Source organism: Paraburkholderia sp. RCC_158 (assembly GCF_041355255.1).
Classification (GTDB): domain Bacteria; phylum Pseudomonadota; class Gammaproteobacteria; order Burkholderiales; family Burkholderiaceae; genus Paraburkholderia; species Paraburkholderia graminis.
Map to the genome: position 1 here is coordinate 177,993 of NZ_JBFUPM010000013.1, position 16,178 is coordinate 194,170.

General features: G+C 63.0%; 17 protein-coding genes and 1 tRNA gene. 2 read left to right on the forward strand and 16 right to left on the reverse strand.

Features of this window, described 5'->3' with window-relative positions; all coding sequences use genetic code 11:
* Positions 1-14: 14 nt before the first annotated feature.
* The 5 genes from AB6809_RS23935 to AB6809_RS23955 form a co-directional block, all read right to left on the reverse strand.
* Positions 15-971 (reverse strand): ribose-phosphate pyrophosphokinase, encoded by a 957-nt coding sequence (locus tag AB6809_RS23935; RefSeq protein WP_006048037.1) that lies wholly within the window; start codon positions 969-971, stop codon positions 15-17.
* A 46-nt stretch (positions 972-1,017) separates the two neighbouring features.
* Positions 1,018-1,094 (reverse strand) — tRNA-Gln (locus AB6809_RS23940).
* 52 nt (positions 1,095-1,146) lie between these two features.
* Positions 1,147-2,028, reverse strand: coding sequence for a 4-(cytidine 5'-diphospho)-2-C-methyl-D-erythritol kinase (gene ispE / locus AB6809_RS23945; protein ID WP_371027343.1), 882 nt, complete (start codon positions 2,026-2,028; stop codon positions 1,147-1,149).
* Between the two features lie 90 nt (positions 2,029-2,118).
* A complete protein-coding gene (lolB, locus tag AB6809_RS23950) occupies positions 2,119-2,751 on the reverse strand; it encodes a lipoprotein insertase outer membrane protein LolB (protein WP_307251473.1) in 633 nt (210 codons plus the stop codon).
* Positions 2,751-4,592: a tetratricopeptide repeat protein gene (locus tag AB6809_RS23955; RefSeq protein WP_006048034.1), complete on the reverse strand. Its 1,842-nt coding sequence runs from the start codon at positions 4,590-4,592 to the stop codon at positions 2,751-2,753. The genes lolB and AB6809_RS23955 overlap by 1 nt, the downstream gene beginning before the upstream one ends.
* An 87-nt stretch (positions 4,593-4,679) precedes the next feature.
* Between AB6809_RS23955 and mutM the strand changes: the two genes are divergently transcribed.
* Positions 4,680-5,510 carry a bifunctional DNA-formamidopyrimidine glycosylase/DNA-(apurinic or apyrimidinic site) lyase gene (gene mutM, locus AB6809_RS23960; protein ID WP_006048033.1) on the forward strand — a complete coding sequence of 277 codons (831 nt, stop codon included), beginning with the start codon at positions 4,680-4,682 and terminating at the stop codon, positions 5,508-5,510.
* A gap of 6 nt (positions 5,511-5,516) precedes the next feature.
* The gene (gene mutY / locus AB6809_RS23965; RefSeq protein ID WP_181324950.1) at positions 5,517-6,665 is read left to right on the forward strand and encodes an A/G-specific adenine glycosylase; all 1,149 of its coding nucleotides are present in this window, start codon (positions 5,517-5,519) and stop codon (positions 6,663-6,665) included.
* Between the two features lie 30 nt (positions 6,666-6,695).
* Here mutY and AB6809_RS23970 read toward each other — a convergent pair whose 3' ends face one another.
* From AB6809_RS23970 to kdsD, 11 genes are all read right to left on the reverse strand, one after another.
* Complete coding sequence (locus AB6809_RS23970) at positions 6,696-7,331, reverse strand: LON peptidase substrate-binding domain-containing protein (RefSeq protein ID WP_006048031.1); 636 nt, start codon at positions 7,329-7,331, stop codon at positions 6,696-6,698.
* Positions 7,332-7,370: 39 nt separating this feature from the next.
* Positions 7,371-8,264 (reverse strand): RNase adapter RapZ, encoded by an 894-nt coding sequence (rapZ, locus tag AB6809_RS23975; RefSeq protein ID WP_006048030.1) that lies wholly within the window; start codon positions 8,262-8,264, stop codon positions 7,371-7,373.
* A 106-nt stretch (positions 8,265-8,370) separates the two neighbouring features.
* The gene (gene hprK / locus AB6809_RS23980) at positions 8,371-9,339 is read right to left on the reverse strand and encodes an HPr(Ser) kinase/phosphatase (protein ID WP_006048029.1); all 969 of its coding nucleotides are present in this window, start codon (positions 9,337-9,339) and stop codon (positions 8,371-8,373) included.
* A gap of 139 nt (positions 9,340-9,478) precedes the next feature.
* Positions 9,479-9,994 carry a PTS sugar transporter subunit IIA gene (locus tag AB6809_RS23985; protein ID WP_006048028.1) on the reverse strand — a complete coding sequence of 172 codons (516 nt, stop codon included), beginning with the start codon at positions 9,992-9,994 and terminating at the stop codon, positions 9,479-9,481.
* Positions 9,995-10,288: 294 nt separating this feature from the next.
* The gene (hpf, locus tag AB6809_RS23990; RefSeq protein WP_006048027.1) at positions 10,289-10,645 is read right to left on the reverse strand and encodes a ribosome hibernation-promoting factor, HPF/YfiA family; all 357 of its coding nucleotides are present in this window, start codon (positions 10,643-10,645) and stop codon (positions 10,289-10,291) included.
* 171 nt (positions 10,646-10,816) lie between these two features.
* Entirely contained in the window at positions 10,817-12,328 is a 1,512-nt protein-coding gene (locus tag AB6809_RS23995) for an RNA polymerase factor sigma-54 (RefSeq protein ID WP_006048026.1), read from the reverse strand.
* A 175-nt stretch (positions 12,329-12,503) separates the two neighbouring features.
* Complete coding sequence (gene lptB / locus AB6809_RS24000; RefSeq protein WP_029969704.1) at positions 12,504-13,289, reverse strand: LPS export ABC transporter ATP-binding protein; 786 nt, start codon at positions 13,287-13,289, stop codon at positions 12,504-12,506.
* Positions 13,286-13,957: a lipopolysaccharide transport periplasmic protein LptA gene (lptA, locus tag AB6809_RS24005; RefSeq protein WP_006048024.1), complete on the reverse strand. Its 672-nt coding sequence runs from the start codon at positions 13,955-13,957 to the stop codon at positions 13,286-13,288. The genes lptB and lptA overlap by 4 nt, the downstream gene beginning before the upstream one ends.
* Before the next feature lie 21 nt (positions 13,958-13,978).
* Positions 13,979-14,590: an LPS export ABC transporter periplasmic protein LptC gene (gene lptC / locus AB6809_RS24010; protein WP_006048023.1), complete on the reverse strand. Its 612-nt coding sequence runs from the start codon at positions 14,588-14,590 to the stop codon at positions 13,979-13,981.
* A complete protein-coding gene (locus tag AB6809_RS24015) occupies positions 14,587-15,147 on the reverse strand; it encodes an HAD family hydrolase (protein WP_006048022.1) in 561 nt (186 codons plus the stop codon). The genes lptC and AB6809_RS24015 overlap by 4 nt, the downstream gene beginning before the upstream one ends.
* Positions 15,147-16,130 (reverse strand): arabinose 5-phosphate isomerase KdsD, encoded by a 984-nt coding sequence (kdsD, locus tag AB6809_RS24020; RefSeq protein WP_029969706.1) that lies wholly within the window; start codon positions 16,128-16,130, stop codon positions 15,147-15,149. The genes AB6809_RS24015 and kdsD overlap by 1 nt, the downstream gene beginning before the upstream one ends.
* Positions 16,131-16,178: the final 48 nt, after the last annotated feature.

A 16,178-nucleotide genomic window follows, 5' to 3' on the forward strand; every position in this document is an offset into this window, starting at 1 on the left:
GCCTTCGCAAATACTTAACTTTCAGCGAACAGCGACATGACCGAATCGCCGCGGCGGATGCGCGAGAACGTTTCGGCCAGCAGGCCCGCGCTCGTCAGCGAACGGATCTTCGCGCACGAGCGGGCTTCTTCACCGAGCGGGATCGTGTCCGTGACGACCAGTTCGTCGAGCGCGGATGCGGCGATACGCTCGCCCGCGCCGCCCGACAGAACCGGGTGCGTGGCGTAAGCGAAGACCTGCTTCGCGCCACGTTCCTTCAAAACCTGTGCTGCCTTGCAAAGCGTGCCGGCGGTGTCGACCATGTCGTCCATGATCACGCAGGTCCGGCCTTCGACTTCACCGATGATGTTCATCACTTCGGCAACGTTCGCCTTCGGGCGGCGTTTGTCGATGATTGCGAGGTCGCAGTTGAGCTGCTTCGCCAAAGCCCGGGCACGCACCACGCCGCCGACGTCCGGCGAAACGACCAGCAGGTTCTCGTAGTTCTGCTTGCGCAGATCGCCGAGCAGCACGGGCGTAGCGTAGATGTTGTCGACGGGGATGTCGAAGAAGCCTTGAATCTGGTCAGCGTGCAGATCCATCGTGATGATCCGCTCGACGCCCGCGATTTCCAGCATGTTCGCCACGATTTTCGCCGAGATGGCGACGCGCGCCGAACGAGGGCGGCGATCCTGGCGTGCATAACCGAAGTAGGGGATGGCTGCGGTGATCCGGCCGGCCGATGCGCGCTTGAGCGCGTCGACCATGATCATCAGTTCCATCAGGTTGTCGTTCGCCGGTGCGCACGTGGACTGCAGAACAAAGACGTCTTTGCCGCGCACGTTTTCCTGAATCTCGACCTGGATTTCACCGTCCGAGAAACGGCTCACCATTGCTTTGCCGAGGGGAATACCGAGGATTTTGACGACTTCCTGTGCAAGCGCGGGATTTGCGTTGCCAGTAAAAACCATCAGGCCGTCATGGCTGCTCATCGTGCACCTGCTTCAGGCTGGGGGCGAGGGGAAATGCGAGAATTTTTGGCAGGGGAGAAAGGATTCGAACCTTTGCATGCCGGAATCAAAATCCGGTGCCTTAACCAGCTTGGCGACTCCCCTACACTAACTTTGAGCCCCGCCGAACGTGGAGTTTCGTTCGACGATGCAAAACCTATGACGCGAAAGCAAAGAGTGGATGCTGCGCCAGACTGGCGGCCACTGCGCTGTTCCATTCGCTCGGCAGTTTGGCTTGTGCCGCTTCTGCTTCAGCTTTGCTACGGAACGCTGCAAAGACACTTGCACCAGATCCGGACATCCGCGCCGGCGCGATATTTTCAAACCATCGCAGCACTTGCGCTACTTCCGCGTACTTTCCTACGACAACCGGCTGCATGTCATTGCGGCCAAAACTGTCTGGCCATTCAGTGTTGCAGCTAAGTTCTGCAGGAAAGTCCGTAATTGTGAGGGCTTTTGAATCTCTTGTCAACGCTTTTTCGGAAAAAATCGCTGCAGTCGGCACATGAACCCTCGGCGTCACTACCAGGAAATGACGCGGCGGCAATTGTACAACGTCTAACGTTTCTCCAACACCCTGGGCGAACGCATTTTTTCCGAAGACGAAGAACGGCACGTCGGCGCCGAGTTTCAGTGCCAGCGCCTGCAATTCGAGCCGCGGCAGCTTCAGCTTCCACAGACGGTTTAGCGCGAGCAGCGTGGTCGCCGCGTCGGAACTGCCGCCGCCGAGCCCCGCGCCCATCGGCAGGCGCTTTTCGATCTCGATGTCGACGCCTTCCGGCGAGCCCGTATGCGCTTTCAGCAGATTGGCTGCGCGCACGGTGAGGTCGTGTTCCGGCGCCACGTCGGCGATTTCGGTGCTGCGCGTCACGAGCCCGTCGTCACGCCGCGTAAAGTGCAGCGTGTCGCCCCAGTCGAGTAGCTGAAAGACGGTTTGCAGCGTGTGATAGCCGTCCGGCCGGCGCCCGGTGATGTGCAGGAAGAGATTGAGCTTCGCTGGCGCGAGGCAATCGCGCAGCGAGTGGGTCGTTTCGATCATGGGTCGGGGCTACGGGGCTACATGCGCCAAACAGGCGCCGAATAAGCGGCAAGTGCATGCGAAACAACAGCGCGCAAGGCACGCCGTCGGTTACTGGTCCAGCACGAGCTTGATGTCGAGCGGAGGTTCCGAACGCGTCAGATTCACACGCTTCACGCCGGTGGCCGGCGCGTCGGCGTAGGCCAGATAGTCGATCGTCCAGCCGTCCTGGGTGATCTCCTTGAAGCGCGACGGTTGCTCCGGATCCTTTTCAGTCTTCGCGCGCGAAGTCGGCGCGGGCGAAGGCTGCAGCCAGTAGCGCAAGCCTTCGACGGGCAACGCGAAGCCCAGCGCATTCTGCATCAGCGTTGACACGTTGTCCGCGGTGAGCGGCTGGCGGTTCGGCAGTTCGAGCGTCGCCGAAGCCGGCGACGACGTCACGATTGCGAGCGTCTGGCCAAACGGATTGCGCAACTGCAGCGTGACGGTGTCGCCGGTTTCCTGCCACGAGAAATTGCCGTACGCATTGCGCTGCTGGCCATTCTGATCGTTGTACTGGACGGCGAAGCGGCCCTGGTAAGCGCGGCTGGTTTGCGCGGTCACCGCGGTCGCGGCATTCGACGTGGACGGCCCTTGCGGTTTCACCGACGCGCAGCCGGCGAGTACGACGACGGCTGCCGCCGCGAGCCCGAGCGCCGCACGACGCGGCGCAAGGGAGCGAGTATCAAGACGGGAAAGACGCATCAAAGATCGTTTACCTGAAGACGTTGCAGCGTTTTGACGAGCGTTTCGTTGTCCGGTTCGAGCTTGCGCGCTTCGCGGAAAGCGGCGCGAGCCTGGTCCTGATTGCCGGATTTCCACAGCACTTCGCCGAGGTGCGCGCCGATTTCGGCGTTCGGCTGAATGTCGTACGCCTTGCGCAGCACCTTGATCGCGTCTGTCGTGTCGCCCATGCGGTACTTGACCCAGCCGACGCTGTCCATGATGAAGGCGTCGTTCGGCGCGAGCGACGATGCCTTCTCGACCAGCTTGTCGGCTTCCGCGAGACGCTGATTGCGATCGGCCAGCGAATAGCCGAGCGCGTTATACGCCTGCGGATTGTCCGGCTGCGTCTGGATCAGCTTGCGCAATTGCGCTTCCATCGTGTCGAAGTGGCCGTTTTTTTCGGCGGCCATCGCGTAGTCATACGTCAGATCGGGGTCGTCCGGGAACGCCGCCGTGGCTTCCTGCAGGCGCGTTTCGGCTTCGCCATAGCGCTTCGCGTCGAACAGAATCGCGGCGTCGGTGCGCACAACCACCGCCTGATCGCGCGGATCGGCGGGGCGCAGCCTGGCGAGCTGCCGGCGCGCGTCGTCGGGCTTGCCCTGCTTGGCGAGCAGTTGCGCGCGCGTAATCTGCGCCGGCAAGTACTGCTGGCTGGACGGCGAAATCTTGTCGAGCCAGTCGGCGGCAGCCGCTTCGTTCTTCTGTTCGAGCGACAACTGCGCAAGGTAGATGTACGCCTGGCCAGGATCGGCGCCGGGCGTTTTCTCGGCTTGCTGCGCGTATTGCGTGAGGTAAGCCTGCGCGTCGTTGAAACTCTTCTGCTGGATTCTGATGAGCGCGAGCGCCATGAGCGGCGTCAGGTCGTTCGCGTTCGCCTTGTGCATGATCTCGAACTGCTTTTGCGCGTCGTCCAGACGGTCGCTCGCCAGATACATTTGCGCGAGCGCGAGACGCGCGTCATGCGACTTCGGATTCTGCTGCACGTATTTCTCGAGCGACGCGATGCCTTCCTTGCGCTCTTCCGGGCCCATCTGCGACAGCGTCAGCGCGGCCGGCAAATAGTCGGGCTTGAGCGCCAGCGCCTGTTCGAGCGACTTGCGTGCGCCGGGTGCGTCGTTCGCGACCAGTTGCTGACGTGCGACGGCCAGTTGCGCTTCCGGCCGGTTCATGTCGTTCTTCAACATCTCCTGCAACACATGCAGGCCGCCGATCCGGTTCGGTCCGCGCGAGAGCAGCAACTGCAGCGCGAGGATCGCGTTGCCGCGATTGTCCGCCGGCACCTTCGCGAGTTCGCGCTCGAGCAGCGGCTGCGCGTCGTCCGGCTTGCCCGACAGCACGAGCAGCGACGCGTCCAGCTGCGCGGCCCGCTCCGAACTCGGCGCATACTGCTGCCACAATTGCGCGGCGGCCAGTGCGTCCGATGGACTTTGCGCAGCCAGCGCGATTTCGGTGGCGCGCTGCGCCATGCGCGGATCATGTGTGTCACGCGCGAGCGCGAGGTACGTCTGATACGCGGGCGCCGGCTGATTGCGTTGCAGCGCGACTTCGGCGGCGAGTACCTGGAATACGATCTGGCTCGTCAGCTGCACGCTCGGCAGCGATTTCTGTTCTTCCGCCGATGGCGGCCCGAGCGGATCGCTCAGCGTGACGGAGGTATCGTCCGAGTCGGGCGACGGGTCCTGCGCGTGCGCGGGCGCCGCGGCGAACGCCCACAGCGCGAGCGCGGCAGCACCGAGCACGCGCCGGGCGGACACTGCCTGCGGCACACGCAATGCGCTAGCCGGGCGCTTCAAAAACAGCTTCACGAAGGACAAGTTCATGGAAATCCGTTCAATGTTTCGGACGATTGTAACGCGCTCGCTACAATACGCGCACAACCACTCACGCAAGTTGCAGACCAGTCAGACATGCCAGAGTTGCCAGAAGTAGAGGTTACCCGACGAGGAATCGAACCGTATGTGTCCGGCCGCAAGGTCGAGCGCGTCGATGTCCGCACGCCCGCGCTGCGGTGGCCGATTCCGGCGGATCTCGCGAAGACTTTGCGCGGTCATGTGGTGCGCAACGTCGAGCGGCGCGGCAAGTATCTGCTGTTCGAAACCGACGCAGGGTGGTTCATCGTGCATCTTGGCATGACCGGCACACTGCGCGTGCTGCGTCACGTGCCGCATCCGCCGGCCGCGGCGAAGCACGACCACGTCGACTGGATCTTCGACGAGTTCATTTTGCGCTTTCGCGATCCGCGGCGCTTCGGCGCGGTGCTGTGGCATCCGCGTGAAGCCGGCGACGTGCTCGGGCATCCGCTGCTCGCGAGCCTCGGCGTCGAGCCGTTCTCGCCGGCCTTCTCCGGCGCGCTGATGCACCGGCTCACGCGCGGGCGCAAGGTCTCGGTGAAGCAGGCGCTGCTGGCGGGCGAAATCGTGGTCGGCGTGGGAAATATCTATGCATCGGAGAGCCTTTTTCGCGCGGGCATTCGGCCGACGACCGCAGCGGGCCGCGTTTCGCTCGTGCGCTATGGACTGCTGGCCGACGCCGTGCGCGTCACGCTTGCCGCGGCGATCGAAAAAGGCGGCAGCACGCTGCGCGATTTTGTCGGCAGCAACGGCGAAAGCGGCTACTTTCAGCTCGATTACTTCGTCTATGATCGCGCGGGGCAGCCTTGCCGCGTGTGCGGTACGCCGATCAGACAGATCGTGCAAGGTCAGCGCTCCACTTACTTTTGTCCCACCTGCCAGCGCTAAATTTCAATGCCCTCCCGCTTAACTCCGCGCTCCGCCGAGCGTTCGTCGCCGTCGGCCGCGCCCGCAGCATCCGCCTCTTCGCTCACGTCCGATTTTTCCTCGCGGCTGGTCGCGTGGCAGCGCAAGCATGGCCGCCATGACCTGCCGTGGCAGAACACGCGCGATGCGTATCGGATCTGGCTGTCGGAAATCATGTTGCAGCAGACGCAGGTGTCGACGGTGATTCCGTACTACGCGAAGTTTCTCGCGCGTTTTCCGGATGTCGCCGCACTGGCCGCCGCGCCCGTCGATGACGTCATGGCCTTATGGGCCGGCCTCGGCTATTACACGCGCGCGCGCAATTTGCACCGCTGCGCGCAGGTGGTGGTCGAGCAGCATGGCGGCGCGTTCCCGGCTTCCGTCGACGAACTCGCGGAATTGCCAGGCATTGGCCGCTCGACGGCGGCGGCGATTGCGTCGTTTGCATTCGGCGCGCGCGCGACGATTCTCGACGGCAACGTGAAGCGCGTGCTCGCGCGCGTGTTCGGCGTCGAAGGTTTTCCGGGCGAGAAGAAGGTCGAGAATGCAATGTGGACGCTGGCGGAATCGCTATTGCCGTCGAATGCATCGGACGACGAAGTCAGCGCGTACACGCAAGGGTTAATGGACCTCGGCGCCACATTGTGCGTGCGCGGCAAGCCCGACTGCTTGCGCTGTCCGTTCGCCGCCGATTGCGTCGCCAACGTGACGGGGCGTCAGCGTGAACTGCCGACAGCGCGCCCGAAGAAAGCCGTGCCGACCCGCCGCACATGGATGCTCGTGCTGCGCGACGGCAATGCGGTGATGCTCGAAAAGCGTCCGCCCTCGGGTATCTGGGGCGGTTTGTGGAGCTTGCCGGAAGCGGCTGACGAAGCCGCGCTCGCGACTCGTGCGCGCGAGTTCGGCGGCGGCGCCGGTGTTTCATCGCTTGCGCCGCTTGCACCGCTCACGCACGTTTTCACACACTTCAAGCTGGACATTGAGCCGCGGCTTGCGGAACTGGAGCGAGGCGTCGGCGCGCTCGCCGCGTTGGGCGATGCGGACACCGCCTGGGTCGCATTAAGCGATCTCGATTCGTTCGGCGTGCCCGCGCCCGTGCGGAAACTGCTGGATGGTCTGCAAGGTTCGCTGATCTGACGAATTGCGTCGGCGTGTCGCCGGTAACGGCTAGAGCAGTTGATGCTGCTGCATATAGCGATGAACCACTTCGATGCGCGCGCCGGCGTCCTGCATCTCCATCAGTTTCTGGCGCGCACGCAGCGCGATCGGCAGTACTTCGGCGAGACGGTTCGACACCCATGACGGGTCCTCGAGTCGGAACGGCTCGGCAAACGGCAAGCTTTCCGGATCGCGTTCGCGGATTGTCGCGATGATCCGTTCGAGCACCTCCGCGCACGCGCCGAATTTTGCCAACTGCTGATTGCCTTCGAGCGGCTCGTCTTCCCCGAGCGGCTCGGCCATGCCGACCAGCAAACCGCTGCTTTCCACGCGATGCGACAGCAGCCGGAAGCGCCGCGTGCCGCGTGCGCGGATCAGCAGCATGCCGAACGCTTCGACGTCGCATTCGTCGATTTCGGCGAGACAGCCAATTGATTCGGGTACCGAAGGCTCATTTTCCCGCGCGACTTCGGCGCCGCTTTTCAGCAGACACACGCCGAACGGCGTCTTTTCGCGCAGACAGTCGCGCGCCATGTCGAGGTAGCGCGCTTCGAAGATTTTCAGCGGCAGAATTCCGCCGGGAAACAGAACCGTGTGCAACGGGAACAGCGGCACATCGGCGAGCACAGTGGAAGTAGAGGACATGGCGCAACGCTTCGAGTTAAGGCCGCGCGATGCGGCCGGTTAAGCCACTAACTTCGAAGACGCGCCGGCGTCGACCGGTGCGTCGCGGTGCCGCACGATTACATTCGCTGCATTGGCGAGACGCGCGGCGAGCGTCTCGGCAATGAACACCGAGCGGTGCTGGCCACCCGTGCAACCAATCGCGACTGTCAGATAACTACGGTTGTCGTCGCGGAAATGCGGGAGCCATTTAGCGAGAAACTTCTCAATGTCGTCGATCATTTCATGCACGACCGGCAGCGCGTCCAGAAAATCGATCACCGGTTTGTCCAGGCCCGTAAGCGGGCGCAGTTCATGATCGTAGTACGGGTTCGGCAGCGTGCGGACGTCGAACACCAGATCGGCGTCGAGCGGCACGCCGCGTTTGAAGCCGAACGACTCGAACATCAGCACGAGTCCCGCATGCTCCTGCTCGATAAAGCGCTTGACCCATTGGCGCAGCACGTTCGCGCGCAGATTGCTCGTGTCGATCTGATGGCCGAACTCGGCGAGGCCCGCGACGAGTTCACGCTCGCGCTCGATCGCTTCGGCGAGCGACGTCAGCAAACCGACGTCGGCATCATGCGCGGTGGAGCCCGACAGCGGATGGCGGCGGCGCGTTTCGGAAAAGCGCTGAATCAGCGACTGCGTGCTCGCGTTGAGGAACAGCACGCGCACGTCGTGAGCGCGCGACAGATCGCGGATCATCGCGGGCATGTCGTCGAGCGACGCGCTCGAACGCGCGTCGATCGCGACCGCGAGGCGGTCGTGTCCGTCTTCGGCGAGGTAAGAGGCGAGCTCGGGCAGAAAGCGCGGCGGCAGATTATCGACGCAGTAATAACCTGCGTCTTCAAGCGCGTTTAGCGCGACGGATTTGCCTGAGCCGGATATGCCGGTGATGAGGATTATGCGCATGGAGTCGTGAAATCGGTCCGTTTCATCATAGCATCTGAGCCCTTTCGCGCGTACCCGCGGACAGCCGCGGGCGACGGGATCGGCGGGTTCGACATGCTCCGCCGACTCAGATCAGTTTGCCGGGAAACTGGCTATCCGGGTCCTGCATGGCGAGACGCTGGCGGTCCATGAAATCGCGCAACGTGTCAATGCCGCGCAGTTGCAGGATCGTGTTGCGCACGGCCGCTTCGACCAGCACCGCCAGGTTGCGGCCGGCCGCCACCTGGATCGTCACCTTGCTGATCGGCAGGCCGAGCACGTCGACGGTTTGGCTTTCCAGCGGCAACCGCTGGAACTCGCCGTCAGGACGGCGTACCAGTTGCACGATGAGCTTCAGCTTCATTTTGCGGCGCACGGCGGTTTCGCCGAAAATCGTCTTGATGTCGAGCAGGCCCAGGCCGCGCACTTCCAGCAGATTCTGCAAAAGCGGCGGGCAGCGTCCTTCGACGAAGTCCGGGCCGAGGCGCACGAAATCCACTGCGTCGTCAGCGACGAGGCCGTGGCCGCGGCTGATCAGTTCGAGGCCAAGCTCGCTCTTGCCGAGGCCCGAATCGCCGGTGAGCAGCACGCCCATGCCGAGGATGTCCATGAACACGCCGTGCAACGTGGCGCGCGGCGCAAGAATGCGTGACATGTAAAGGCGCAGGCTGTCGATTACCGCGGCCGCCGACATCGGCGTGGTGAAAAGCGGCGTGGACGAGCGCGTGCAGCGCAGCACCAGTTCCGGCGGCGCGGCAACGCCGCCCGCCACCACGAGGAACGGCGGTTCCAACGCGATCAGCTCGGCCATGTGGCGCGAGCGGTCTTCGTCGGTCTGGCGTTTGTAGTAGTCGATTTCGGCGTCGCCGAGCACCTGGATCCGGTTCGGATGGATCAGGTTCAAGTGGCCGACGAGGTCGGCGCTCGACGTGGCATTCGCGACCGATTCCGAAGAAAAGCCGCGTTCCCAGCCTTCATGCCCTGTCAGCCAGCTCAGTTTCAGCGTGGCGGCGTTATCGTCGAAAATGCTCTGGGCGTTGATGCTGGACGTGTCCATGAGTCAGTGACTCCAGTGTTGGCCGCTTGCCGGGCACAGCGCGGGCCGCGCTAACGCGCGCCGTGAGCCGGGCCTGGCGATATCCGCACGCGGGCGGTTGGGCGTGCGGATAGGCGGCGTGCGGATGACCGCCGCTGCATCAAGGTTGCCACTGAGTGAGCAGACGATGCAATGATTCGCGGTCTTCTTCCGTGTGCAGGCGCTCGCGTGCCTCGCGGTCGGACAGCAGTTGCGCGATTTCCGAAAGAATTTCGAGGTGCTGCTGCGTGGCCTGTTCGGGCACGAGCAGGAAGATGAGCAGAGAGACCGGCTGACCGTCGGGCGACTCGAAAGGAATGGCCTCGGCCAGGCGGACGAACGCGGCGAGCGGCTGCTTGAGTCCTTTGATCCGGCCGTGCGGAATCGCGACGCCTTCGCCGAGCCCCGTCGATCCGAGGCGCTCGCGCGCAAACAGATTGTCTGTGACCGTGCTGCGGGCGATGCCGTTCTGGTTCTCGAAGATGAGGCCCGCTTGCTCGAACACGCGCTTTTTGCTGGTGACCGATAGTCCGACGACGACGTTCTCGAGGGGAAGAAATTTGGCTAAACGATTCATGTTGACAGGCGAAAACGTGGCCTGGGTTCTCCTCGCTGGGGCGATTGATTGGTGTTCCATTCGTTTGATGCTCACGGCGACGTACGTTGGAGTCCGAAAGCACAGGACTCCGGCACACCGCCTGCATGCGAGCTAGACCCCGATGGTAACCGGAACATTATAGAACAGGGTAGCAGCGTATGGTGCGGCGCGCCATCAATGCGCAATAGGTTCTTTCTTCGGATTGGCCGGCGTGGGTGCAAACGAAAAATGCAATGAAAAACCCAACGAACAACGCAACCAAAGCCCCAACAAAAAACCGCCCGATTGCGGGCGGTTTCGGTGAGCGAACTGAAGCAGTGCTTGCGGATTCGCTTACTGCGGCGGCACGTCCAGTTGCGGTGCCGGTTGATACTTGATCGCTTCGTGCTGATGGCCTTGCAGGCGATCCTTGTGGCGTATCACTTGCCGGTCGAGCTTGTCGATCATCAGATCGATCGCAGCGTAAAGGTCGCTGTCACAGCTCTCGACAAAAATGTCCTTGCCCTTCAGATGCAGGTTGATTTCAACCTTTTGCCGCTTTTCCTTTTCCTTGTGGTTGTCGACCGAGAGGACCACACTGCCGTCGATGACCTGATCGAAATGTCTTAGCACCCTATCCAATTTGGAGATCACGTATTCGCGCAACGCAGGCGTAACTTCGAGGTGGTGTCCACTGATCTGCAGATTCATAGTGCTTCTCCAAGCTAGTGGCCGCTTGGTCCGCACGATGACGTAGGTCCGGTCGATCTGTCGGCTTGCCTGAGTCGCCCCCCGGTGACTGACTTCTGGCAGGTCGCATCGGCCGGCCTGTCCGCCAACTTGCGGAGCGGCCGGTAAATGCCCGCCACGGAAGGCGACGGGCTACAGAGACTTGCGCAGGTTGACTGCCGGGATTCTGAGCGCTTCGCGATATTTCGCCACGGTGCGCCGTGCGACCACGAAGCCCTGTTCCGCCAGCAGTTCGGCTATGCGGCTGTCTGAGAGAGGCGTTTTTGCGTTTTCCGCTCCTATCAGTTGCTTGATGAGCGCGCGAATGGCGGTTGAAGACGCCGCGCCGCCCGTATCTGTCGAAACATGCGAACCGAAGAAGTATTTGAACTCGAGCGTCCCGAACGGGGTGAGCATGTACTTACCGGTTGTCACACGCGAGACAGTCGACTCGTGTAGGCCCAGCGTATCAGCAATTTCCCGCAAAACCAAGGGGCGCATGGCAATTTCGCCGTGCACAAAAAAGCTCTTTTGACGCTCGACAATGGCTTGCGCGACCCGCAGGATCGTCTCGAAACGCTGCTGGATATTCTTGATCAGCCAGCGCGCTTCCTGCAGTTGCTGGCGCAACGAACCGCTGCCCGGATCGCCCCGGTTATTGCGCAAAATGTTGGCGTACAGGTGGTTGATGCGCAGCTTCGGCACGACCTCGGGATTGAGTTCGGCCTGCCAGCCCTGGGCGGTTTTGCGCACCATGATGTCCGGCACCACGTAATCCGCTTCGGCCTTGCCATACGCTGCGCCGGGAAACGGTTCGAGCGAGCGGATCAGCATGTGCGCGTCGCGCAGATCGTCGTCGTTTGCCTTCAGATGCTTGCGCAGACGCGTGAAATCGCGCGCCGCAAGCAGTTCCAGATAATGGCTGACGATGTCGAGCGCAAGCGCCCGCGTAGGCGAGGGTTCGAGCCGCAACAATTGCAGCTTCAGGCATTCCGACGCGGAACGCGCGCCGACGCCCGCAGGGTCGAAACTGTGCAGCAGCGCGAGCGCCGCATTCATTTCGTCCAGATCGACTTCGAGTTCTTCGGGCAGGTCCGCGAGCACTTCTTCAAGCGTGGCGGCAAGATAGCCGTCGTCGTCGAGCGACTCGATCAGGAAGGTGACGAGCGCGCGGTCGCGCTGACCGGCCTGCGTGACACGCAGTTGCGCCATCAGGTGATCGCGCAGCGAAGTACTCGATTCGTGAATTTGCAGCGGCGGCAAATCGTCGTCGTCGGAGGCGTTGCCGGAGCGGCCGTAGTCGTCGAGATTCCATTGCGACGCGTCGCCGTTGCCGTCGCCCGAGAGGCCGTTGTATTCGTCCACGCCTTGCGGCTCGCCGTTCTCCGAGCGCTCACTGCTGCTCGACGACGAGCCATTGCCGCCCATCTGCTCGGGCGGCGCGGACGAACTGGGCGCCTGCGTGATCAGCGAGCCGTCGGACGCCACGCGCAGCGGGCTCGCGATCCAGTCGTCCTCGTTCTCGAGGAGCGGATTCTGCGAGATCGCCGTTGCCACTTCCTGCTGCAGTTCGAGCGTGGACAGCTGAAGCAGCCGGATGGACTGCTGCAGTTGCGGGGTCAACGCAAGATGCTGCGATAGGCGGAGTTGGAGGCTGGCTTTCATGGCAAGTTCAGATTCATTGTAGAGAGTTTGCCACGACCGCGATACCTTGCGAATTCGCAATTACCAATGCGTCCGCTTTCGACGGCGCCCGACGCGAGCCGCCCAGCTCGAAAAGGAGCAGGAAACAAAGGCAAGGGCTCGGCGGCGCACGCAGCGCCGCCGTTTCCCTGCGCCTTTACATGCGGAAATGCTCGCCCAGATAGACGCGCCGCACGCTTTCGTTTTCGATGATTTCGCTTGGCGCGCCGGCGGCGAGCACGCTGCCGTCGCTGATGATGTAAGCGTGGTCGCAGATGCCGAGCGTTTCACGCACGTTGTGATCGGTGATTAGCACGCCAATATTGCGCTGCTTCAGAAATTTAACGATCTTCTGGATTTCCAGCACCGCAATCGGGTCGACGCCCGCGAACGGTTCATCGAGCAGAATAAAGCTCGGATTCGTGGCGAGCGCCCGCGCGATTTCCACGCGGCGGCGCTCGCCGCCCGACAGTGAAAGCGCCGGATTTTCACGCAAATGCGCGATTTGCAGTTCGTCCAGCAGCGCTTCGGTGCGGTTCGTGATGGCGTCTTTGGACAGGCGCTTGCCGTTGTCCTCGTGCTGCAGTTCGAGCACCGCGCGAATGTTTTCCTCGACGGAAAGCTTGCGGAACACCGAGGCTTCCTGCGGCAAATACGACAGCCCCAGCGAAGCGCGCTTGTGAATCGGCAAGAGGCTGATCGATTTGCCGTCGAGGTCGATTTCGCCGGCATCGAGCGGCACGAGGCCGACGATCATATAGAACGACGTGGTCTTGCCCGCGCCGTTCGGACCGAGCAGGCCGACCACTTCGCCGCTTTTCACATCGAGCGAAACGTCTTTGACGACCGTGCGCGAACCGTAGCGCTTTTTCAGATTCCGTACGACCAGCGAACTACTCGTACCTGCGGGCTTGCGATTGGGTAGGGACGCGGAGGTGCTCACTGATTCGGCGCTCCCTGAATCGTGGTGGACGGCGCGAGCGTGGCCGATGCGCCGTTCAGCGGCGCAGCGCCGCCGTTGCGCGGCGACAGCATCGCGCGCACGCGGCCGCTCGGATTGCCCGGGCCGGCGACGTCCTTGCCCGCCTTCGCGGTATAGAAGTCTTTCTGGCCGTCATACGTGATGACGCTGCCGTGCACCTGATCGATCACGGTGGACAGACCCTGCAGGCGCTTGACGGTCGCATTCGTGGTAAGCGTGGTCAGATCCTGCTTGCCGTCGTAGTCGATACGAATAGCCGTGCCTTCGATGTATTCGTCGAGACCTTCGCGCTTCTGGCGGAAGTACGACAGATTGCCGCCGCTCGACGTGCCGGTCGCGTACTGATAGCCCTGCGGGTCTTGCGTCACTTCGACGCGATCGGCCTTGATCACGATCGTGCCCTTGGTGGCGACCACATGGCCGGTGAAGATGTTGACCTGCTTCAGGTCGTCGTAAGTCATGTTGTCCGCTTCGATGTTGAGCGGCTTGTCCTTGTCGGCGCGGTCCGCGTGCGCGAGCGGCGCGAAGCCGGCGAGCGGCAAGGCGACCAGGAGCGCAGCGAGTCCGGCGCGGCACGCCGACACGGCGCGCGAGCGGCCGGTATCAAAACGGGGGAACGATTCGTTCATGCAGTCACGCCTGGAATGGATTTACCCGGGTTGCTTGGGCGAGCTGCCGCCGGCGTCGGACGCGGCGATCGCGCCTTTTACGTTGCCGAAGAGCTTCATCACCCGGGTGACGTTGTTGTAGTTCATGCCGCTGGCGGTCATGACGGACACGCCGCGCTGAAGTTTAACCGGCTTTTCTGTCTCGATCACATCGTCGTTGACGAGCACGCGGAAATGCTCGGAATCGGCCTGCATCTGCGGATCGCCGTAGCCTGCGGAGCGCAGAATGCGGGCGTTGCCGTACAGATCGACGATGGACGCGTCGCCGTTCACCTTGCCCGTGTCGCCGGTCGCGGTCACAACCGGCTTGCCGGGCTGGAACGCGCGCATCGCGGGCTTCACGAGATCGCTCAGTTCGTCGTCTTCGTAATGAATCAGCGACTGCGCGGTCAGGCGATATTGCGTCGAGCCCGACTGGTCGAGTTCGGACACCGAGAAGTTGTCGGCGAAGTAGTCCGGCGTGTGCTCCTTGGGACGCACCACGCCTTCGTTTTGCCGCGGCAACGTGGCCTGCAAAAGCCACCACGTGATGCCCGCGAGCGCGGCCATCGCGACGAGCGGAATCAGCGAAGTCAGGCGAAACTGGTTGTTCATCCCACGAGGCCTCGCGTTTCGCCGCTACAGGCGGCCGCGAGCAGCGCCTCGTACTTGTGCTGGGCGCGCAGCAGCGTGTCGCAGACTTCGCGTGCCGCGCCGTGACCGCCGCGCGCCTCGCTGACCCAATGCGCCCGCGCGATCACTTCAGGATGCGAATTGGCGGGCGCCGCCGCGAAGCCGACCTTCAGCATCACGCCGAGATCGACCCAGTCGTCGCCCATGTAGCCGCATTCGTCGGCGCTCATGCCGGTTGCTTCGAGCAGATCGGCGAATGCCTGCGGCTTGTTGTCGATGCCCTGATACACATGCGTGATGTGCATTTCCTTCGCGCGCGCCGCGACGATGCCCGACTTGCGGCCGGTGATGATCGCGGTTTCAATGCCGGCCTGGCGCAGCAGCTTCATGCCGTGGCCGTCCATGGAATTGAAGGCTTTCATCGTGTCGCCTTCCGCCGTGAAGAGCAGGCCGCCGTCGGTCAGCACGCCGTCGACGTCGAAAATCATCAGCTTCACGCGGCTCGCGCGTTCGGTAGCGGTAGGGGGCGCGACGGCCATCAGATCACCTTCTTCGAGAACAGGTCGTGCATGTTGAGCGCGCCGATCAGCTTGCCCGCTTCGTCGACGACCAGCATCTGATTGATGCGATGGCGCTCCATCAGTTCCACGGCTTCGACCGCGAGATGATCTGGACCGATGGTGCGCGGATCGGCGGTCATGACGGCGGCGATGGACAGCGCGCGGAAATCGCCGTCGCGCTCCAGCACGCGGCGCAAATCGCCGTCGGTGAAAATGCCTTTTACGCGGTCTTCCTGATCGACAATCGCGGTCATGCCCATGCGCTTCGCGGTCAACTGGAACAGCGCGTCGCGCACGGTGGCTTCAGGCGTGACCTTCGGCACCTGGTCGCCGGTGCGCATGACGTCGCTGACATACGTGAGCAGGCGGCGGCCGAGCGCGCCGCCCGGATGCGAGCGCGCGAAATCGTCGCGGCCGAAACCCCGCGCGTCGAGCACCGCGACGGCGAGCGCGTCGCCGAGCGCAAGCGCTGCGGTGGTGCTCGCGGTGGGCGCAAGATTCATCGGACACGCTTCTTTCGCGACGCCGGAATTCAGATGCACGTCGGCCAGTTTCGCCAGACTCGACGACGGCCGGCCGGTCATCGCAATCAGCTTCGCGCCGATCCGTTTGATGAGCGGCAGAATCGCCACGAGTTCTTCGGTTTCACCGGAATTGGACAGCGCGAGGAAGACGTCGTCGGCGGTGACCATGCCGAGATCGCCGTGGCTTGCTTCTGCCGGATGCACGAAGAAAGCCGGCGTACCCGTGCTCGCGAGCGTGGCCGCGAGCTTGCGCGCCACATGTCCCGACTTGCCGATGCCCGAGACCACCACGCGCCCACGGCAACCCAGGATGAAGTCGACCGCGCCGACGAACGCGTCGTCGAGCTGATCGCGAAGCGCGCGCACGGCGTCCGCTTCGATGTCGAGCACGTCGCGAGCGAGCGCGAGTGCCCGGTCGCCATTGATTTTCGCTATCATTCGCGAAGTATAGCAAAGGCGCCTGTTCGCCGCGCCGGGCCTGCTGTG